Origin of the sequence: Phenylobacterium kunshanense (genome assembly GCF_003254525.1) — a bacterium.
GTDB lineage: Bacteria > Pseudomonadota > Alphaproteobacteria > Caulobacterales > Caulobacteraceae > Phenylobacterium > Phenylobacterium kunshanense.
The window spans coordinates 438,831-458,089 of the sequence record NZ_QFYS01000001.1 but is presented as its reverse complement, the minus strand read 5'-3'; the positions used below and the strand labels follow the sequence as shown (position 1 = coordinate 458,089).

Here is a 19,259-nt window from a genome sequence, read left to right as displayed (position 1 = left end):
CAAGGCCAAGGCTGAGGCGGCGGACCATCAGGCCTGACCCCCGCTGTCGACGATCGCGATGCGGGGCTCGACAGCCGCAGCCGCGTGAGCAGCGGCGGTGGCCGCATAGGCTCGCGCAAGAATGCGAGCCCTCACCTGCGGATCAGTGGCGGCCTCGGCCGCGTCAAAGTCGCGGTTGATGACTTCGAGGCGACCCTCAAGGTCCGCAAGGACGCGTGCGAACTGGACGTCGGCCAGAAGATCGGGCGGAAACACAGAAGATGAGGTCACTGGACGCCTCCTTCAGGCGTGATGGCGGTCAGGTCCGCCGAAGGCGCGCCAAAGCTCGCCGGCAGCAGCCGGCCGCGGCGACGCGCCTGTCGGATTGCGTGGCGGCGCAGTTCCTCGCGGAGTTCGGCCGCACGGGCGCGGTTGACCTCCGCTGCCGCCTTGACCTGGGCGGGCGTCAGGGTCGCCGGGTCAACCTGGCGCTCGACATCGCGCACCGCCTCCGCGGTCACTCGATCAAGTTCGGCGTGAGGGTCGGCCAGGAAGGCGCGGGCGTCGAACCGCATCACGCGTTCCCCATGGCGGGCCCGTCGAGGCGCTCGTCCCGCGGCTTCATGCGGACGACCGCCCCCACGGCCGCGGCGGCTTCGTCCGGGGACATTCCGCCAGCGACGGCAAGGGCGAACGCCTGCGCCCGAGCTGTGAGCCCGGTATCAGCCCCGTTCATGGCGTCGGCGACCTTGGCGCGGATCTCGGATGCGGTGACGGCCATCAGCTTCTCCATTTCCTGGCTTCGAGTTCCGCAAGAGCGCGGGCGTGGGCCGCGTCTCGCGCGTCCTTCTCGGCCTGGGCGGCGAGCTGCGCAGCGGTGCACAGCCTGGCCGGGAGGCGCGCGACATGGCCGCGCTGGCCTGCCGTCCGCTGCCGCGACGCGGCGAGCTCCCGGCCCAGCGCCAGCTCGACAGGGCCAAGCTTGACCGTGTGGCCGGCCGTCGCCGGCGTGATCTTCGCGACATGCGCGCGCCGGCCGTTCTCCGCGGCCCGGACGGCCAGGATTTCGGCCTCCGGCTGAGCAGGCACGCTCACGAGGCTGAGTTCGTACCAGTCCCACTTCACATAGCGGTATCCACCAGTGTCCAGGCGCGTGGTTTCTAGGGGCCGGAAGCCGATTGAGACCGAGCGGCGCAGCCCATGCTTGGTGAGGTGCCACGCCTTGTCGACGAGCGCCTGCGCGTCTCCCGGCTCTTCGATCTTGGGAATGCGAGCCCGGAACCGAATTCCGTCCTTGTTCGCACTCGCCCACTCGACCGCGCCGACCGCCTGGCTGTGGTTGTGGTCTAGGAGCAGCGGAAGGGGCAGCTTGAACTGGGCGCCGAGCGGCTCGACCACATCGGCCATCCGATCAGGCGCCGGCGTCGACGCGATACCCTCGATGACGCGCTCATCTTCGTCGACTGCGCGAAGCATCAGCTCGCTGACAAACCTACGCATGAGGCGCGTCCTTTCCGTCGCGGCCGTGCTTGACCGCGAGCTGCCAGAATTCGGGATTGCTCTCGCCCGGGAGATTGTTCGGAGGCACGCTGCGGAGGGCGACCCACATCGAACCCCCGCGGGTGACGACCGCGCCGGGACCGTATTCGAGAGCGCGTTGGTACGACCCGCACCACTTGAGCGGCGCCTCGGAGATCCTGTCCTCCAATTCCGCGACGCGCTGGCGGAGGGCGCGGACTTCTTCGGCAAGAACGTCCGCGGCCGTCGCCGCATGTCCGAACGCGAGGACGATCCCCTGATAGAGGCCGGCCATAGCATTGCGCCCATAGGACGCGACCACGGCTCGGATAGCCTCATCGGCGGCGGCGAGCCGCTGGTGATCATCGGCTTCGATCTCAGGGCCATCCCCGAGCTTCACCGGCGCCGGCGGCCAAGCCTTTGGGAGCACAACGCTTGGCACCGCCGCCTTGGTGGCGGCCTTCCGGGATGGCGTGGGCGGATCGGCGATCCCGGCCTCGAGCCGGGCCTGGCGATCGTAAAGAGCCGGGAGCGTCGCCTGCAGGTCGCGGATAGCGCCGAGCCACGCATCGCCACGGGCGATAAGTTCGGCGGCGGGAGCGGTGTCGATCTTGCGCTGAAGCTCATCGATGCGGCGTTCGCGCTCGCCGATCTCGCGCGCGACGTCCGCCAGGTGGCCGGCGGGGAGTTTCACGACGCGGGGCGTTCGGGTGGACATGACACGAGTGTCGGCGCCCCTCTGCGTCGTGCCAACACGCAAGGTGACGCTCAGGGGGGCTCATCGTCACCTTGGGCGAACCGCCCATACCGCGCCCGTCTTGTCCCTCCCTTCCCGAACGATGCGCCGCCCGCGGAGGCTCAGCCCCTCTAAGTGGCGGAACCGGCACCCCAGGCGTTGGGCGGTAAGAGGCTCGCCCACCGCACCGATGAGAGCCGCGCGGAGCGTCACCAGCGCGTCGGCCAGTTCAATCAGCCGAGCCGTCGACGTGCTGCGATCGCCCCGAACGGCAGCGACCGCCGCGAGCATCTCGGCGTCCTCGTCCGTGGCGCCGGCGAGCTGGGCTTGGGCCCACTCAAGCGCATCCGCCAGCCGCGCGGCCAGGCCATCGCCTGAGCGGCGAGCCTCAGCGATCAGCGCGGTAGCTGGGGCGAGAGCGGCCGGGGGCATTGGCTACGCCGCACCTCCGCCGATCATGATCGGCTCAGGGAGGAACGCCGTCTCGTCAAGCCGTTCCGCCTCACCTTCGGCGAACAGGTCGAGCCGTTGCAGGTAGGCAGCCTGCGATTCAAACGTCGGCGGGTCGTCAGGGTCGACGCCGGTCACCGCGAGCGGCTGCCAGGCCGGCGGTCGGAAGTTGGCTTCGCGCGGGCCTTGGGCGCCGAAGTAGCGGTCGCCTACCTGCGGCGCCGGCGAGCCGTAGTAAGCGGCCAGTTCGCGCGTCAGCCACGACTTCGGAACGCCCAGCTCCAGATCACTCGCGACGGAAGGCAGAGCCGCCATCGGGTCCCCGACCCCGCCCACGCGAAGCCGTGGCTCCGGCGCGTCGTAGCGCCACCAGCAGCGAGGGCGCGTGCCCGGCCGCTCCACCACCCAGCGGCCGAGGACGTTCTGGCCAAGTGTCTGCCAGAGGTTGCGCGTGTATCCTCCGCCGCGCGCCTCGCCTCCGAAGCCGAGGCCGAAGTCGCACTCAAGCATCCAGTGTTCAAAGGGCCGCTGGCCCTCCTCAGGATCGAGCGGCTGATCGTTGAGGAACGCCCACTGCGCCGGCGTCACGGTCGGCGCATGGATGCGGCGACGGTAGGTTCTGTTCGTCGGCATCAGCGGCCACCAGACGGGCGGCCGGGTCGGTCGCGCAGCGGCTCAAGGTCGAGGTGGAGCGCCTTCAATGCTGCCAGCATTCCAGCGCGTGCATCCTTTTCCAAACCACACGCCGGGTTGATCTTCACCTGACCGTATCGATCCGTGACGCACTCGCCGTGCTGCCGGATCGCCACCTGAGCGGCCCGGACGCGGTCCAGGCACTCCGCTGCAGTTCCCAGAAGCGCGAGGCCCGCAGGGTCCGTGATCCCGTACTCTCGCGCCACGTCACGCCAGAGCAAGGCGCCGTCCGGCCCAAGGTGAGCGGGCGGTTCCGGCTGGTCGGCGGCAAGTCGTAGGTGCTTCAAGTTCATCTCAAATCCTCAATTCCGTAAATCTGTGCCGCCCCCGCTGGTCCGAGCCGGTCGGCGGCGACACGATTTTGACCCCCGCCCCCGGGGGGGGCGGACCTAGCCTGCCCGCTCATGCCGCACGCCGCTCCACGCGCTCGCGGTGGCGACGCACCATGGCAACGATGCCGAGCCTGCTCTGCAGGGATGCACGGGCTTGCTCGCACGCGGCCAATACCTCCGCGATGCTGGGCGCGAAGGTCGACTTCCTCACGATCTGGCCGCAGGCCTCGGCCAGCACGGTCGGGCTGTACCCGTCGCTCACCACGTAGTGCAGCAAGCTATCTGCGTAGGCTCCCAGGTCGACCGGGCGGGCGTTCGGGAAGGCCGCGAGCATTAGGCCGATCATCGCCCGGGCGTCTTGCCTGTCAGGAGGAGCCAGAGCGGCTCGCCGGATCTCCGCCTCGTAGGCGTCCAGTGCCTCGACCGTGGGGAAGTCGGCCAGGAGCTGCTTCGCCGCGGCCGGTTGGTCCTCGCGGCGGACGTTATCGAACTCGGCCCGGTTGAGCAGGTCTCTCAGATCGGTCCAGGGCTCGCCCCTCACAGCGGCAAGGTGCTTTGCGTCGAGTGCCTCCAGCGCTCGGCCGACGTCCCGGCGGCCGGCGGGCGCCGGAGTTCGTGCACGTGTGGTCAGGGCGTTCATCTGTTGGCGATCCCTTGGAGGGCCCAATCGATGGGCGATGCGGGTTGTGGTGACGCGGCGCGGCGTTCGCGGGCCATGCGGAGGCCGTTCAGGGTCCAGGTGGTCCAGCTTGCCGGCCACGAGGCAGACAGCGTTCCGCGGGCCTCGTGGTAGGCGCGAAAGCGCTCGCTCTCGTCGGCCAGGTCGACTGGCAGGCCCTCAGCCTCGAACCGGTCACGCATCCGCATGAGGGCGGCGGCGTCGGGAAAATTCGCCGGCAATGACGAGCGCGGCTTGCTGGGCGAGCGCGCGCGCCGTGCGCGTGACTCACAGGGTTCTATTTCAATGGGTTCCTTCATAGGGTTTGTCGCCCCTTCCGGTGGGGGTTTTCGATCCCCAACGGTGGGGGTTTTCATTCCCGGACGGTGGGGGTTTTGCGCGCCAAAAGGCAGCCTCTCGCGTGGGGGTTTGTGGCCCGAAACCCCCTCTCCTGCGTGGCCCTTTCCGAGCGATAGCGGGCCGTCAAAGCGGTACCGGGTTGTGTTGCCGCGACCGTCACGCAGTTCCGCAGTGACGTACCCCGCGAGCTGGATCCGGGCCCGGCGAACGGACTCCGGCTTCCCTCCGGCCTCACGCGCCAGCGTGGTTTGCGCCGGCCAGGCCTCGATCAGCCCGGTAGAAGCAAAGACCTCGCGACTGGCGTAGCGCAGAAGTAACAGACCGGCGACGCGCGCCGCGAAGGGCGACACAGCGGGGTCTCGTAGGATCGCCTCGAGGATCACGAGGCGACGCGCGGTGAAGCCGTCGACACTCACACTACCTCCCGATTGGTCGGCGGTTGGCGTCGGCGTATTGCTGCAACGTCCGGGCTAGGGCCCGGGCCTCGCCGATGTCATCAAATCGGGCGACGTCGTGCATGACCGCGTCGTCAGGGTCGGCGCCGAGCTCGGTCCTGAAGACGAGCCAGGGCTGGCGTGATGCCGAGGCAATGCGGATCACACCGAATGCGGGCGGTCGGGCGTCCATAGCGTCACGCTGCCTCGCCTGCGCCCGAGAAGAGCGCCTTCAGTCGGGCCACCTCGGCCGCAGGCACGCGGCGCAGGCCGCCGAATTCGACGACGCGGACGTGGCCGCGATCCACCGCCGCTAGGAAAGTCTTGTAGCTGGCGCCAACTTCCGCCGCTGCCGCGGGGATGCTGTAGCCCGCGCCGCTCCGGCGCTTTGAAGTCACTTCCGACACGCGAACCTCCTCTCAAGTCAGCTCAAATCACCTAATGGGACTTAGAGATGATACGGTTTGCGCTAGCGCACAAGAACGTATCTTGCGGAATGTAAGGGAGGGGAGTAAGCAAGGGGTGGAGTGGCAAGCGAGCGGCAAATGCGAGCAAGAGAACTGTTGTATTTCGAGGGCCGCAGTTGGCCCGCCGCCGACGCGACGCTTTCCTCAGAGGGGGCGGTCTTTCGCGATGCGTCGGGGGCTGCGTCAGCGCCGATGTTCGTCATCAGCGCCACCGGTAAGGGGCGGGCTTATCGAGTGCGCCACCCGGAAGGCTGGTGGCGTGATCTGTCCGAGCTGCGCCCCTCGGATCTGGACCGGGCTTTGAGTTTTGTTCGCCGCCGGGGTGATCCTCTTGATCGGCCGCAAGACAGGCCCGACCGTCCGAATGACCAGCTCGTGGGCCTCTCTAGAGGGCGCCCCACCTTCACGCTGGGCTGGCAAGAGATCAGTTCCCGTCTTCGCGAGGCCGCTCAGGCTTGGGAGCCTCGTGATGACTTTCAGCCGAGTGCATTCCTGGGCGACGAAGGGCGCTCTCGCGACTTTCTCGCGCGCCTGCCGAAGGGCTGGGACGAAGACCTAGGCGTCGACCACAGCGGCCTTGAGCCCATCGTCACGGCCAAAACGCTGGAGGCTTATCTCTACGCAGCGGCGGCGGCGTCTCTGCGCCAAGCACGGCCGATGCGCCGGTGCGCCTACTGCACATCCTGGTTCAACATCAACCATCCGCGGGCGGAGTTCTGCTCGGCTTCCTGCCGCGCCGCCGCGGGCAACAACAGGACTTCACCCCATGGCTTCAACCCGAAAGATCACGACGCGCGCGGGCTCGATCCGCTGGGAAGCCCGGTGGCGGGAGACGGGCCCGGGCGGCAAGAGAATCGACCGCAAGGCCAACTTCCCGACGGAGCGCGAGGCGAAGGCCCACGCTCGAAAGATGGAGGCGGAGCGCGAAGGCCGCGGAATCGGCGACCCGAATAAGCACACGGTCGCCTCGTACCTGAAAGGCTGGCTTGCCCACCTGGAAGCGCGGCAGGATCACGCCCCGACGACGCTGGCCGGCTATCGGCGTCATGCTGAGATGGCGATCCACCACATAGGCCACGTGGCCCTTGAGAAGCTCGCGCCGTTGGACCTCGATCGGCTCTACGCCGTTCTCATGGCTGAAGGGGGGAAGCCCCGCGCCGACGGTAAGCCGTCACGCCCCCTGTCTCGCCAGTCGGTCCTTCACGTTCACAGGTGCCTTCACACGGCGCTTCGCCAGGCCTGCCGGTGGCGGCTGATCGGATCCAACCCGGCGACCGATGCCTCGCCCCCATCCGTGCCGTTCAAGCCTTCGCGGGGTTACACTAAGGACGAGATTGCCCGCCTTATGGAGGCCGCCCAGGGTGATGCGGAAGGCTACTGCGCTCAAGCGGTGCTTCTGACTACTGGCTTGCGGCGTAGCGAGCTGCTGGGCTTGGCTCTCGACACCGTGGATCTCGACGCCGGGATCATCACCGTGCGGCGAACGGTGACAGAGGTGAATGGGCGCCCGGTCGTGCGCGAGATTGCGAAGTCAAAGACCTCGATGCGGACCCTCTCAATCCCCTCCCCGGTCGTCGCGCTTCTCCGTCAGCAGAAGGCCCGCGTGCTTGAAGCCGCGATGGCATGGGGCGCCGAGTACAGCCGGGAGCCCATGTACCTGTTCCCGGGTCTGGCAGGCGGGCCGATGCCACCGATGGCGCTGACGCTCAAGCTGCGCCAGTTTCGGCGCCGGGCCAAGGTCGAGGATGTTCAGCCGGTCCACGGGTGGCGACATGCAGCGGCGACGTTGATGATTGCGGATGGCGCGGACGTGAAGACTGCGCAGGCCCGGCTCGGTCACTCCACGCCGGTCATCACTCTCCGCCTCTATGCGGACAAAGTGGACGATCGCGACGTGGCCGCGGGAGAGGCGCTGGCAAAGTACCTGTAACGATCGATGAGGCCACCGCGAGGCCACAAGAGACGCGGGAAACTAAGGAAATGCGAGGTAACGCGAGGGTGAGGACGGGCGCACATTTCCTCGCCGCGTCAATGAGTTGGGGGATCGAGCGGAAAGCGCGGGCACGTGAGGGAAACCACCTGCGCGGTCTTGAAAACCGCCGTAGGTGGAAGCCTACCGTGGGTTCGAATCCCACCCCGTCCGCCAGCATCCTTTCGATCAGTTGGCGCTCTTTTCGACCTTGGTCGAGAGACGCGGGCGCGCGTAGGCGTGGCGCTCGAACCGGATCGTATCTGGCAGGAAGAAGCCGAAGCTGGGACGGTAGTCGTAGATCACGTCGGCGACGATGGCGCTCTCGTTGGCGGCCAGGTAGCCGCTGGGCACCGAGGGCGTGTCGCTCCCCGAGTAGTCCCGCTTCGCCGTCCAGTCCAAACTGACGCTGCCGCTCCCGTTGGCGACGAGGCTGGACACCCGCTGCTGCAGGCTGGCGCTCGGGAACGGATGGATCATCACCGTCGAGGCCGAGAGGATGTCGGTCAGGTCGGCGTCGGTCACGGTTCTGCCCTGGGCCGTGATGTCGGCCATGGTCGCGGCGATGTGGGCCACCGCCCGCTGCGCCTGGTAGACCTGCAGCGCCTCTGCCGCCGCGATGTTCAGCATGAAGATCATCGGGAAGATCAGGGCGAACTCGATAGCCGCCGCCCCCCGGCGGTCGGTGGCGGCCTCGCGAAGGATGCGGATCATTCGTAGGGCTCGTTCTTGAAGGCGACGCGCGAGCCGAGGGTCACCTCCATCGGGCCCTCCCGACCATAGGCGGTCGCCAGGAATGGGGTCATGAGCGGCCAGCGGTAGTTGACCTTCACGACGATGATGTCGCCTGCCTGCCCCCTGTTGAATTGGCCGTCCGGCTGGTCGGCCGCCACCGCGTTCGCATCGCTGAAGCGCGTGAACCGCTGCACGCCAACGGTCACGCGGTCGCGACAGGAGGCATATCTGCCCCCGATCCGTTCACAGATCTGGATCTCGAAAGCGTCGGCCGAGGTCGCGCCCTCGTCGCGTCCGGTTCGCAAGAGCCGGGACGTTTCGACGACGGCATTGTCCAGCCCGCTCGACATCATGCCGAGCATGCCGATCTCGAGAAGTGACATCAGGGCGAAGAACATGACGGGGGCGACGAAGGCGAACTCGATCGCCGTCGCACCGCGCTCGTCGCGCCCGATCCTGAAAAGAGCAGCCTTTCGCGACATGGGGACACCGTCGCAGGGCTGGGAAAACAACTCGTGGGAATTTAGAGTGAATGTAAGTTAACTACCTGGAATAAGCTGAGATTATCCGTCCCGGCCTATCCATCGAGCGAAGTTTCAATCTCGCCAGGATGGGTCTCATGAGCAGGTCGCGTATCGCCGGACTTCGGCGTCTGGTCCGCCCCCTCGACGACCGTGGGAACGTGGCGCTCGTGGCGGCGCTAGCCATGGGGCCGATTTGCGTCGCAGGTCTGGGCGCCATGGACCTTGCGCGGGTCTCAAGCGCGCGGTCCCAACTTCAGGACGCGCTGGACGCCGCTGCGCTGGCGGCCGCCCGAACCAACGCCACCACACCCGAGGAATTGAAGGTCGCGGGTGACCGCTACCTCAAGCAGAACCTCAGGGAGCTGAGCACAGACTTCGAGCTGACGAGCACCTCTTTCACCTTCGGCGAGAAGGGGGAGGTCGTGGCGTCAGCTCGTCTCGAGGTCACGCCGTTCGTCGCCGGCCTCGTCACCGGAGGCGCGATGGGGGTCAGCGCCTCGGCCGAGGTTGTCCGCGCGGACCAGAAGCTCGAGATCGCCCTCGTGCTCGATACGACCGGATCCATGACCGAGGGCAGCAAGCTGTCGGACATGAAGCGGGCGGCGAAGCAGTTCATCACCTTCATGGAGGAGGTGTCGGAGAAGGCCGTCGAGCCCGACGCGATCAAGATCGGCCTCGTTCCCTTCGCCAATGCGGTGCGTGTCGACGAGTCGGCCTACCGCTACTCGACCTGGATCGATCAGAGCGGGGCCTCGCCCATCAACAACGAGATCTTCACGACCTCGACCGGCACCCAGTTCGCGAACCGCTTCAACCTGTTCTCGCAGCTCGGCACGAGCTGGAGGGGCTGCGTCGAGATGCGCAAGGCGCCCTACGACGTGCAGGATACTCCGCCCACCACGGGCGCGACGCTCTACACCCCCTACTTCGCCCCGGACGAGCCGGACGTCCAGACGTCGGGCTATGGCCGCGACTATCAGAACGACTACGTGCCGGACAACACCAGCAACTCGAACTGGCGCGTCCGCCAGGGCATGGTGAACAAGTACACCGGCAACCGGAAGGGTTCGATGTCCACGACATTCGGCCCCAACCGCGGCTGCGGCGTTTCCCGGATGATGCGCTTGACCACGAACTACGACTCGCTGCGGACGGCCATCGACGCGCTGTCGGCGACCGGGAACACCAACATCCCGATCGGCATGTCCTGGGGCTGGAACATCGTGGCCCCGCACGCGCCCTTCGCGGACGGCGCCGCTTACACCGAGAAGGGACACAAGAAGGTCATCGTGCTGATGACCGACGGCGACAACACCATGGACCAGCGCGACACGCCCAATGACGGCAGCTACGCGGGGACCGGCTACATCTGGCAGGGCCGCGTGCTCAAGGCCAACGGCGCGCCGTTGCAGCAGGGCGCATCCTCGGAAGATCGTACGGCGGCGCTGGATTCGCGCCTGGCTCTGGTCTGCGAGAACATGAAGGCCAAGGGCATCGACATCTACACGGTGCGGGTGGAGGTCGACTCCGGCTCCAGCCAGTTGCTCAAGACCTGTGCGACCGCGGACGACTACTTCTACGACGTGAGAAGCTCGTCGGACCTCACGAACGTCTTCCAGAGCATCGCCGGCCAGATCGCGGCGCTGCACCTGTCCAAATGACGCCCAGGCGGCGGCGCTCCGACGGGCGCCGCCGCTATAGGCCTTGGCCCCAGGCTGGTGTATCCGGCCTGGATGCCCCCCCTAGAGATCCTGGTCGACGCGCGCGGGCACCGATGTCCTGTGCCGACCCTCCGCTTGCGCCGCGCCCTGGAGCAGGCGCCGCCGGGCGCGCACATCCGCCTCCTGGCTGACGACCCCCTCGCCCGGATCGACGTCCCTCACTTCGCCGGCCAGGCCGGCGTGCGCCTGATCGATCAGGCCGACGTGGACGGCGCGCTCAGCTTCCTGGTGGCGAAGGACTGACGCCTGCCGGCCCTTGGGTCGAGGCCAGGGGCACCCGCCGGCTATGCAGGGCAAGTTCGACCTCCGTGGCGAGGGCTCCCCCGAAGAAGAGCGCGTTCACGTTCCACGAAAGCCAGATCAGGAAGATCACCACCGTCGCCACCGAGCCGTAGGTGGCGCCGAGTTCCGCGATCTGCTCGACGTAGAAGCCGAGCGCCCACGAGGCGAAGATGCAGAGCGCCGCTGCGGCCACGCCGCCCAGTCCCGAGGCCCGCCAATCGACGGGCTCTCGCGACATCGCCCAGCGGTAGATCAGCGTCATGCCGGCCACCATGCCCGCGCTGGCCCACGTCCACTCGCTGTATAGCCACGGCGCACCCCGCAGCGGACGGAGCTCGAATGTCTCCCCGAAGATGCGGAAGGCGAAGAAGACGATCGAAAGCACGCCCAATGCCGCGATGGCGGCGATCAGCACGGCCAGAGCCAGCAGGTTGAAGCTGACGAAGCCCCGCGGATTGTCCTCGTCGTGGATGAACGAAAGGCCGGCGAGCAGAGCCTTGAAGCCGCGATGCGAGGCGTAGCCGCCGATGATCAGCGCCATGCCGCTCTGGAAGGAAACGGCGACAGGCGCCTGAGCCAGGCGGACCAACTCGTTCTGGAAGATCAAACGGGCGGCGTCGGGCATGACACGGGCCATCGCTTCGCCCTGGCGCGCCACCTGTGCGGGGTCGGCGAGCACGCCGTAGAGCCCCATGACGATCGCGATGGCCGGGAAGATCGCCAGCATGATGAAGAACGAAACGCCGCCCGTGTAGAGCATCACGTCGCGTCCCCACAGCCGGGACAGCGCCTTGCCGAGGACGGTCAGGACAATCCGCAGGATGTGGATCGGGTCCCAGTCCCGGGCCCGGAAGCTCCGGATGATCTCAAGGGGCGTCATGCGCGCGGAGGGTGGTGACCGACTCACGGAGTGGCAAGCCGCCAAAAGGATAACGGCGCGCCACCCGGGTTAGTAGGTGGCGCGCCGCCGATGGGCGTGTCGTTCCATCCGGACCGTTCGCCGCTTCGAGGGACGGGAGAGCGCGACGACCGATCCGACCGTCAGTCTCCGCCCCGGCGGCTGAACCACACCTGAATGCCGCCTTCAGGTACGCGGTTGTTAAGGCTCAGCTTGTTCAGGCCAGCGCGGCGATCTCAGCCTCGGAGAAGCCCCACTCGGCGAGCGCCTCCTGGGTGTGGGCTCCGATGGCCGGTGGCGGTCCCTGGATCTTGCCCGGCGTGGCGGAGAATCGCGGCGCCGGCGCGGGTTGTATCACACCGGCCACTTCCACGAACGTCTCGCGGGCCACGTTGTGCGGATGCTTTGGCGCTTCGTCGAGGTCGAGCACTGGGCCGAAGCACACGTCGGTGCCCCCCATGATCTCGGTCCATTCGTCCCGGGTCTTGGTGGCGATCACCTTGGCCAGCTTCTCGCGCAGCTGGGGCCACATGGACTTGTCCATCTGGCGCTGGAATTCGGGATCGGTGATGCCGGTCTTCTCCAGCAGCAGCGCGTAGAACTGTGGCTCGATCGAGCCGATCGAGACCCACTTGCCGTCGCTGCACTGGTAGGTGTCGTAGAAGTGCGCGCCGCCATCCAGCAGGTTGGAGCGCCGCTCCTCCTGCCACATGCCCGCGCCCTTGAAGCCATAGAACATGGCCATCAGCGAGGCGGCGCCGTCGCTCATGGCGCAGTCGACGACCTGGCCCTTGCCGGTCTCGCGGGCCTGGACGATCCCGGCCAGCAGACCGAACGCCAGATAGAGCGCGCCGCCCCCGAAGTCGCCCACCAGGTTCAGCGGCGGAACCGGCTTGTCCTTGGTGCCGATGGCGTGCAGCGCGCCTGTGATGGCGATGTAGTTCATGTCATGGCCGGCCGCCTGAGCGTAGGGGCCGGTCTGGCCCCAGCCGGTCATCCGGCCATAGACCAGCTTCGGGTTCCGCTTGAGCGCCACGTCCGGCCCCAGGCCCAGGCGCTCCATCACGCCGGGACGAAAGCCCTCGATGATGCCGTCAGCCTTTTCCATGAGCTTGAGGCAGGCCTCCACGGCGTCGGGACTCTTGAGATCGAGCGCCACGGAGCGCCGGCCGCGCGACGTGACGTCGGACGGCGCCCCCCGGCCCTGCCCCTTGCGGTCCACCCGAACAACGTCGGCGCCCAGGTCCGACAACAGCATGCCGCAGAACGGTCCCGGCCCGATGCCGGCGAATTCCACGATCTTCAGGCCGGTCAGCGGACCCTGGCGCATTGCGTCTTCTCCCAAGAAAGCTTTCGTCGATCTAAGCGGCTTGCCCTTCGGTCAGCCAACCCCGTCGGGTCAGCCGCCCCCCGGCAGGGACTGTCCGTCATCAACGGTGATCACGCTGCCGGTGATCGCGCTGGCTCCGGGGCCCACGAGCATCAGCACCGCTTCGTCCAGCTCCGACGCATCCATCAGGCGGCGTCGGGGGAAGCCCTTGAGCTGCTTCTGGCCGCCTTCGGTGGGCCACCACGAGGCATTGATGTCGGTCTCGATGTAACCTGGGCAGAGCGCGTTCACGGCGATCCCCCGGCGAGCCCACTCGCGGGCCAGGCTGCGCGTCAGCATGGCGACCGCCGCCTTCGAGCCGCAGTAGGCGGACAGGCCGGGCAGCACGGTGTGGCTGGCGATCGAAGCAATGTTGAGGATTCGTCCCTCGACGCCCGAGGCGATCATGCGCCGGGCCGCTTCCCGGGCGGCGAAATAGGTCCCCCGCACGTTGACGTCAAAGGTGCGGTCGAACTCCTCGATCGACAGGTCGAGGGCCAGCCCCTCTCCCCCGACCCCCGCGTTGTTCACCAGGATGTCCAGGCCGCCGAGCTCTGCGATGGCGCGGTCGAGGCTGGGACCGATCGACGCGGCGTCGGCGACGTCCAGCGGCAGGGCGACGGCTCGGCCGCCGCCTGCGTTGAGCTCGTCCGCCAGGGCTCGGATGCGCTCTTCACGCCGCGCCGTCAGCGCCACCGCGGCGCCATGGCGGCTCAGGAGCCGCGCGAAGTGTTCGCCCAGGCCGCCGCTCGCGCCTGTGATGAACGCCGTCTTCCCCGTCAGAATTCCCGCCAAGGTTCCCCTCCCTGCGACAATGAAACCCTTCCGCAACCTGCGAAGGGATATGGAACAACTCTACCGGCCCTGGGTGATTCCGTGCTTAGGACGGACAGGGCGCTAACGGATGGGGATATGGCGGCAGGGATCCAGGCGCGAGTCCTGATCGTCGCGCGTGACGATTCCACGGCTGGTCCCCTCGCGGAGGGGCTGGACCGCCTTGGCTGGCGCACCGTGACGGCGCGCAGCGAGGCTGCTGCGGCTGTCGCGCTCGCCGATCTGCAAATCCAGGCCGCCATCGTGGATCTGTCCGCGCTGGAAGGAGAGGCGGAGGGGCTTCCCGATCGTCTCAGAGCCGCCTGCGCGCCCCGCCATCTGCCGGTCATCGCCATGGGCGCGCCGGACCCGTTCCAGAATGACCGCGGCTACGACGTGACCCTGGCCGCGCCGTTGCACCCGGCCCAGGCCGCCATGCGCCTGGAAACGCTGGTCCGCACCGCCGTCGCGGAAGAAGAGTTCGAAGTCCGGCTGGAGACCTTCACCGAGCGTGGCCATCCGCTGGATCCTCCCGAGACCGACTCCACGCCTTATCGCGTGCTGGCCATCGGCGAACCGGCCCCGCAGTTCCTGGCGCTATCCAACGCCCTGGCCCGCAACGGCGCGGAGGTGGTGGGCGCCTTCACCGCGTTCACGGCGTTCGACTACCTGCACGAGCGCCAGTTCGACGCCGTCGTGCTGTGGGCCGGAGAAGCGCCGCAGGAGGCGTTGTCCATAGCCGCGGGCCTCCGCCGGAATACACGCCTCTACCACACCCCCGCCCTGCTCTACATGCGCGCGGAATCGCCGGTGACGGCGTCCGAGGCCTACCATCGCGGCATCTCCGATGTGGCCTCGCCCGAGACGCCGGAGAGCGAGACGGCGCTTCGGGTCGTGGAACTGGCGCGCGCCTATCGACGGCAGAAGGCGATCCGCTCTGCGCTCGAACAGGCCCGAAGCTCAGGCCTCATGGACGCCGCCACGGGCCTCTTTACGCGCGACCTGTTCGCCAGCCACCTGGTGCGCCTCGCGCGCCGCGCCCGGGAGCGCAACCGGCCGCTGAGCGTCTGCATGCTGAAGGTTTCCGAGAAGCCGGAGCTGAAGGCGCCTCGGGCCGGCGGCTGGGTCGCCCGCGCCGTCCCACAGATCGGCTCCATGATCGGTCGCCTGGTCCGGGTGGAGGACACGGCCGCGCGGCTTGCCCCCGAGGTCTTCGCCCTGGCGCTGCCGGCGACCCCCCTGCACGCCGCGCGGGCCGCCGGCGAGCGGATCGCGGCCGTCATCGGCTGCACGGCGTTCGAGGCCGGCCAAGGCGCGACGCCGTTCGTCGTCGAGTTCGATCTCGGCGTCGCCGAGATCACCTGCCCCGAGGGCGTCGGCCTCGCGCTGGAGCAGGCCGCCGCCATGGCGCACGGCCGCAAGGCCAGCTAGGGCACAGCCTACTTCTTGGCAGGCGCGGCCGCGGGCGGACGGGCCGCCGCCGCGAGCCGCTGGCCGACCGCTTGGTATTCCTTGGTGCGCGCGCTCAGTTCGCTGCCGCAGCGTTGCAGCTCCGCCTGCGCCTGCTTAGGCTGGAGACGGGTGGCCTCGGCCTTCATCAGACCCTCAATGCGCGCGGTCGGCCCCCGGGCGGTCAGTCGCCCCAGGTAGTAGAACATCCCCTTCGAAGCCTGCTCGGCCTGCTTAGGGTCGCGCGCGACGACCTGCAGGACCATCAGGCACCGGACGTCGGCCGAGTCTGCGGCGCCGCCGGCCTGGGCGAACGCCGGCGGCGCGGCCGTCGAGACGGCAAGCGCCGCGGCAAGGGTCGTGACAGCGTAGCGCATCGGGAATTCCTCTCTCGAGCCGCGCGAACGCGCTCAGGCGGCCAGCTTGGCCAGTTCGGACAACACCTTTTCGGCCGCATCAAGGCGCTGCCGGGGTGTCTCCCATTCGCCCTTCACGACCACCTTGTGGTCCGGGCGCAATTTCCAGGCCACGGCGTTCTTTCCGACGAACTGGACGAGGCCCATCGGGTTCTTGAAGTCGTCGTTCCTGAAGGTGACCACGGCCCCCTTCGGCCCCACGTCGATCTTGGCGACGTTGGCCTGGCGGCACAGTCCCTTGATGGCCACGACCTTCAGGAGCTGGTCCGCCTCGGGCGGTAGCGGACCAAAGCGGTCGATGAGCTCGGCCGCCAGCGCCTCCCGATCCTGCGCCTTCTCGGCGTCCGAGATCCGGCGATAGAGGGCCAGGCGCACGTTCAGGTCCGGCACATATTCGTCGGGTATGAGCACTGCGGCGCCCGTGTTGATCTGGGGCGACCAGCCGCGATCCGGGACGAGCGCGTCCACGTCGGCGCGCGCCTTCAGCTCGTTCACGGCGTCCTCCAGCATCTGCTGGTAGAGCTCGACGCCGATCTCCTTGATGTGACCCGACTGTTCGTCGCCCAGCAGGTTGCCGCCGCCTCGGATGTCGAGGTCATGGCTGGCAAGCTGGAAACCCGCCCCCAGACTGTCGAGGGACTGCAGCACCTTCAGGCGCTTCTCTGCCGACAGGGTGATCTGCTTCTCGGCGGGCGTCGTCAGATAGGCGTAGGCGCGAGCCTTGGATCGCCCCACCCGCCCGCGGAGCTGATACATCTGGGCCAGGCCGAACATGTCCGCCCGGTGGATGATCATGGTGTTGGCGGTCGGGATGTCGAGGCCGCTCTCCACGATCGTGGTCGAGAGCAGGACATCGTACTGCCCATCGTAGAAGGCGGTCATCACCTCCTCGAGTTGGGTCGGCGCCATCTGGCCGTGGCCGACGACAAACTTCACCTCGGGCACTTGCTCACGCAGGAACCGCTCCAGCTCGGGCAGGTCGTTGATCCGGGGGCAGACGAAATAGGCCTGGCCGCCCCGGTACTTCTCCCGCAGCAGCGCCTCGCGGATCACGACCGGATCCCAGGGGGTGATGTAGGTGCGGACCGCCAGGCGATCGACCGGCGGGGTCGCGATGATCGACATCTCGCGGATGCCGGACAGCGACATCTGAAGGGTGCGCGGAATCGGCGTCGCGGTGAGCGTGAGCATGTGCACGTCGGCGCGAAGCTCCTTGAGCTTCTCCTTGTGCTTCACCCCGAAGTGCTGCTCCTCGTCGACGATCACGAGGCCCAGTTCCTTGAAGCTGACCTGCTTCGACAGCACGGCGTGCGTTCCGACGACGATCTCGACCTCGCCGTTCGCCAGCCCATCGCGGGTTTCTGAGGCTTCCTTCGCCGGGACCAGGCGCGACAGGCGTCGGACCTTGACCGGCCAGCCTTCGAACCGTTCGGAGAAGGTCTTGTAGTGCTGCCGGGCGAGCAAGGTTGTCGGCGCGACGATGGCCACCTGCTTGCCGCTCATGGCGACCACGAACGCCGCCCGCAGCGCCACCTCGGTCTTGCCGAAACCGACGTCGCCGCAGATCAGGCGGTCCATGGGTTTGCCGGCGCCCAGGTCCTCCAGCACGTCGCCGATGGCGGCGAGCTGGTCGTCGGTCTCTTCGTAGGGGAACCGGGCGCAGAACTCGTCGAACAGGCCCTGCGGCGGCTCGGCGGCCTCGGTCTGCCGCATGGCCCGCTCCGCGGCGATGCGGATGAGGCCGTCGGCCATCTCCCGCAGGCGTTCCTTGGCCCTCGCCTTCCGCGCCTGCCACGCCGCGCCGCCCAGGCGGTCCAGCTGGACCCCCTCGCTGTCTGCGCCATAGCGGGTGAGCAGGTCGATATTCTCGACCGGCAGATAGAGCTTGGCCTCGCCGCCGTACTGGAGTTCCAGCGTGTCGTGCGGAGCGCCCTGGACGTCCAGCGTCTTCAGGCCCTCGTAGCGCCCGATACCATGGTCGATGTGGACGACCAGGTCCCCGGGCGTCAGCGCCGAGGCTTCCGCCAGGAAGTTCGACGCCCGCCGCCGTTTGCGAGGCCGGGCCAGCCGGTCGCCGAGGATGTCGGTCTCGGAAACGACCGCCAGGGTCTCGGTCTCGAACCCGGCGTCCAGAGGCAGCACCACGCGCTGCGGGGTCTTGGGATCGGCGGCCTTCGCGGCGTCCCAGTACGGCGCCAGCGGCAGCTTGTTGAGCCCGTGATCGGCCAGCATGTGGCCGAGCCGGTCGGACGAGCCCTCGGACCAAGACGCAAAGAGGACGCGCTTGCCATTCGCGCTCAGCGCCTTGGCGTGATCGACGGTGGCTTCGAACAGATTGACGCTGTCCAGCTTGCGCTCGGCGGAGAAATTGCGGCCCGCCCGCGCGCCCATGTCGATCACGGCCTCGCTTTCGGCCTCGTTGAAGGCGCTGAATCGGCGGCTGGGGCGAACCCGCAGCGCCTCGCCCCATTCCGCCTCGTCGAGGTAGAGGCGCGTGGGCTCCAGCGGATGATAGTGGGTCCGTCGCTCGGTGTTGGCCCGGGCCTCGTAGGCGTCGGAAATCATCGCCAGGCGTTCGTCCCGCGCGTCGCGAGCCAGATGGTCGAGCGCGACGACGGTGTCCTGAGGCAGGTAGTCGAAGAGGCTCGCCAGCTCAGGATAGAACAGCGGCAGGTAGTGCTCCATCCCCGCGCGCCGGCCGCCCTCGGAGATCGCGGCGTACAGCGGATCGTCGCCCGGCGCGCCGAAGGTCTCAAGGTAGCCGGTGCGGAAGCGGCTGATGGCTTCCTTGTCCAGCAACGCCTCGCTGACCGGCAGCAGCGACACGTCCTTCAGCTGCTTCGTCGACCGCTGGGTCTCGGGGTCGAAGGCCCGGATCGATTCCAGCGTGTCGCCGAACAGATCGAGGCGTACCGGCTCCTCTGCGCCGGGCGGGAAGACGTCGATCACCCCGCCGCGGATAGCGAATTCGCCCTTCTCCGAAACGGTCGAGGCGCGGCTGTAGCCGTTGACCGCGAAATAGGCCTCCAGATCCGCGATCTCGACCGAGTTGCCGGCCTTCGCGGAATAGCTCGCCCGCTTGACGGCCTTGATCGGCGGCACGCGCTGGATCAGGGCTGGAACCGTCGTGACAAGCAGGCGCGGCTTGGCGTCCAGACCCTCAGCCAGGCGCGACAGGGTCGCCATTCGCTGCGCCGCCACCCCCGCCGAGGGGCCCACGCGGTCGTAGGGCAGGCAGTCCCAGGAGGGAAACGTCAGAACCTCGACGCCCTGACCGAAGAACCGGAAGGCCTCCGTGAAGGCCGAGAGGCGGGCGCCGTCCCGCGCGACGAAGACCACCAGGTTCTTCCGGGCGCGGACGATATCGGCAACCACGAGGGCGTCGAATCCCTCGGGCGCGCCGACCAGGTCGAGGCGGCCCGGATCGTCGGCCACGCGGCGCATCTGCGCTGCGGA

At 68.1% G+C, this 19,259-nt stretch carries 22 protein-coding genes and 1 tRNA gene; 6 read left to right on the top strand and 17 right to left on the bottom strand.

Features of this window, described 5'->3' with window-relative positions; all coding sequences use genetic code 11:
- Positions 1-27: 27 nt before the first annotated feature.
- From DJ019_RS02375 to DJ019_RS20865, 5 genes are all read right to left on the bottom strand, one after another.
- Positions 28-270 (bottom strand): hypothetical protein, encoded by a 243-nt coding sequence (locus DJ019_RS02375; protein ID WP_111274372.1) that lies wholly within the window; start codon positions 268-270, stop codon positions 28-30.
- The gene (locus DJ019_RS02370; RefSeq protein WP_111274371.1) at positions 267-554 is read right to left on the bottom strand and encodes a hypothetical protein; all 288 of its coding nucleotides are present in this window, start codon (positions 552-554) and stop codon (positions 267-269) included. Before DJ019_RS02370 ends, DJ019_RS02375 begins: the two co-directional genes overlap by 4 nt.
- Positions 554-760: a hypothetical protein gene (locus DJ019_RS02365; RefSeq protein ID WP_111274370.1), complete on the bottom strand. Its 207-nt coding sequence runs from the start codon at positions 758-760 to the stop codon at positions 554-556. The genes DJ019_RS02370 and DJ019_RS02365 overlap by 1 nt, the downstream gene beginning before the upstream one ends.
- Positions 760-1,386, bottom strand: coding sequence for an HK97 family phage prohead protease (locus DJ019_RS20870; RefSeq protein ID WP_165843866.1), 627 nt, complete (start codon positions 1,384-1,386; stop codon positions 760-762). The genes DJ019_RS02365 and DJ019_RS20870 overlap by 1 nt, the downstream gene beginning before the upstream one ends.
- A gap of 85 nt (positions 1,387-1,471) precedes the next feature.
- Positions 1,472-2,215: a hypothetical protein gene (locus tag DJ019_RS20865; RefSeq protein WP_165843865.1), complete on the bottom strand. Its 744-nt coding sequence runs from the start codon at positions 2,213-2,215 to the stop codon at positions 1,472-1,474.
- A 153-nt stretch (positions 2,216-2,368) separates the two neighbouring features.
- Between DJ019_RS20865 and DJ019_RS20740 the strand changes: the two genes are divergently transcribed.
- Positions 2,369-2,611, top strand: a complete 243-nt coding sequence (locus tag DJ019_RS20740) for a hypothetical protein (protein WP_133255231.1) — start codon at positions 2,369-2,371, stop codon at positions 2,609-2,611.
- Between the two features lie 57 nt (positions 2,612-2,668).
- On the opposite strand, the gene DJ019_RS02350 is transcribed toward DJ019_RS20740, so the two are convergent.
- The 5 genes from DJ019_RS02350 to DJ019_RS02325 all read right to left on the bottom strand — a co-directional run bounded on the left by DJ019_RS02350 (position 2,669) and on the right by DJ019_RS02325 (position 5,567).
- A complete protein-coding gene (locus tag DJ019_RS02350; RefSeq protein WP_111274367.1) occupies positions 2,669-3,316 on the bottom strand; it encodes a hypothetical protein in 648 nt (215 codons plus the stop codon).
- Entirely contained in the window at positions 3,316-3,669 is a 354-nt protein-coding gene (locus DJ019_RS02345; protein ID WP_205854067.1) for a P27 family phage terminase small subunit, read from the bottom strand. The genes DJ019_RS02350 and DJ019_RS02345 overlap by 1 nt, the downstream gene beginning before the upstream one ends.
- 109 nt (positions 3,670-3,778) lie before the next feature.
- Positions 3,779-4,348, bottom strand: coding sequence for a hypothetical protein (locus DJ019_RS02340; RefSeq protein ID WP_133255230.1), 570 nt, complete (start codon positions 4,346-4,348; stop codon positions 3,779-3,781).
- A complete protein-coding gene (locus DJ019_RS20735) occupies positions 4,345-5,142 on the bottom strand; it encodes a hypothetical protein (RefSeq protein ID WP_133255229.1) in 798 nt (265 codons plus the stop codon). The genes DJ019_RS02340 and DJ019_RS20735 overlap by 4 nt, the downstream gene beginning before the upstream one ends.
- 215 nt (positions 5,143-5,357) lie before the next feature.
- Positions 5,358-5,567: a hypothetical protein gene (locus tag DJ019_RS02325; protein ID WP_111274363.1), complete on the bottom strand. Its 210-nt coding sequence runs from the start codon at positions 5,565-5,567 to the stop codon at positions 5,358-5,360.
- An 826-nt stretch (positions 5,568-6,393) separates the two neighbouring features.
- Between DJ019_RS02325 and DJ019_RS02320 the strand changes: the two genes are divergently transcribed.
- Both DJ019_RS02320 and DJ019_RS20860 read left to right on the top strand, forming a co-directional pair.
- Entirely contained in the window at positions 6,394-7,557 is a 1,164-nt protein-coding gene (locus DJ019_RS02320) for a tyrosine-type recombinase/integrase (protein ID WP_111274362.1), read from the top strand.
- Positions 7,558-7,686: 129 nt separating this feature from the next.
- A tRNA-Ser gene (locus tag DJ019_RS20860) sits at positions 7,687-7,773 on the top strand.
- A gap of 12 nt (positions 7,774-7,785) precedes the next feature.
- On the opposite strand, the gene DJ019_RS02315 is transcribed toward DJ019_RS20860, so the two are convergent.
- Both DJ019_RS02315 and DJ019_RS02310 read right to left on the bottom strand, forming a co-directional pair.
- Positions 7,786-8,310: a TadE/TadG family type IV pilus assembly protein gene (locus DJ019_RS02315; RefSeq protein WP_111274361.1), complete on the bottom strand. Its 525-nt coding sequence runs from the start codon at positions 8,308-8,310 to the stop codon at positions 7,786-7,788.
- Positions 8,307-8,813 (bottom strand): TadE/TadG family type IV pilus assembly protein, encoded by a 507-nt coding sequence (locus tag DJ019_RS02310; protein ID WP_111274360.1) that lies wholly within the window; start codon positions 8,811-8,813, stop codon positions 8,307-8,309. Before DJ019_RS02310 ends, DJ019_RS02315 begins: the two co-directional genes overlap by 4 nt.
- Before the next feature lie 137 nt (positions 8,814-8,950).
- On the opposite strand from DJ019_RS02310, the gene DJ019_RS02305 reads away from it, so the two are divergent.
- Both DJ019_RS02305 and DJ019_RS02300 read left to right on the top strand, forming a co-directional pair.
- Positions 8,951-10,516, top strand: a complete 1,566-nt coding sequence (locus tag DJ019_RS02305; protein WP_165843863.1) for a pilus assembly protein TadG-related protein — start codon at positions 8,951-8,953, stop codon at positions 10,514-10,516.
- Between the two features lie 72 nt (positions 10,517-10,588).
- Positions 10,589-10,819 (top strand): sulfurtransferase TusA family protein, encoded by a 231-nt coding sequence (locus tag DJ019_RS02300; RefSeq protein WP_111274745.1) that lies wholly within the window; start codon positions 10,589-10,591, stop codon positions 10,817-10,819.
- Here DJ019_RS02300 and DJ019_RS02295 read toward each other — a convergent pair.
- The 3 genes from DJ019_RS02295 to DJ019_RS02285 all read right to left on the bottom strand — a co-directional run bounded on the left by DJ019_RS02295 (position 10,794) and on the right by DJ019_RS02285 (position 13,920).
- The gene (locus DJ019_RS02295; RefSeq protein ID WP_111274358.1) at positions 10,794-11,738 is read right to left on the bottom strand and encodes a YihY/virulence factor BrkB family protein; all 945 of its coding nucleotides are present in this window, start codon (positions 11,736-11,738) and stop codon (positions 10,794-10,796) included. The genes DJ019_RS02300 and DJ019_RS02295 overlap by 26 nt on opposite strands.
- Before the next feature lie 235 nt (positions 11,739-11,973).
- Positions 11,974-13,086, bottom strand: a complete 1,113-nt coding sequence (locus DJ019_RS02290) for a CaiB/BaiF CoA transferase family protein (RefSeq protein ID WP_111274357.1) — start codon at positions 13,084-13,086, stop codon at positions 11,974-11,976.
- 69 nt (positions 13,087-13,155) lie between these two features.
- Complete coding sequence (locus DJ019_RS02285) at positions 13,156-13,920, bottom strand: SDR family NAD(P)-dependent oxidoreductase (protein ID WP_111274356.1); 765 nt, start codon at positions 13,918-13,920, stop codon at positions 13,156-13,158.
- Between the two features lie 117 nt (positions 13,921-14,037).
- Here DJ019_RS02285 and DJ019_RS02280 point away from each other — a divergent pair, with 117 nt between their 5' ends.
- Entirely contained in the window at positions 14,038-15,369 is a 1,332-nt protein-coding gene (locus DJ019_RS02280; protein WP_111274355.1) for a diguanylate cyclase domain-containing protein, read from the top strand.
- Between the two features lie 8 nt (positions 15,370-15,377).
- Here the strand turns inward: DJ019_RS02280 and DJ019_RS02275 are convergent, their stop codons facing one another.
- Both DJ019_RS02275 and mfd read right to left on the bottom strand, forming a co-directional pair.
- Positions 15,378-15,764 carry a hypothetical protein gene (locus tag DJ019_RS02275; protein ID WP_133255228.1) on the bottom strand — a complete coding sequence of 129 codons (387 nt, stop codon included), beginning with the start codon at positions 15,762-15,764 and terminating at the stop codon, positions 15,378-15,380.
- A 33-nt stretch (positions 15,765-15,797) separates the two neighbouring features.
- Positions 15,798-19,247, bottom strand: coding sequence for a transcription-repair coupling factor (gene mfd / locus DJ019_RS02265; RefSeq protein ID WP_111274352.1), 3,450 nt, complete (start codon positions 19,245-19,247; stop codon positions 15,798-15,800).
- Positions 19,248-19,259 lie beyond the last annotated feature (12 nt).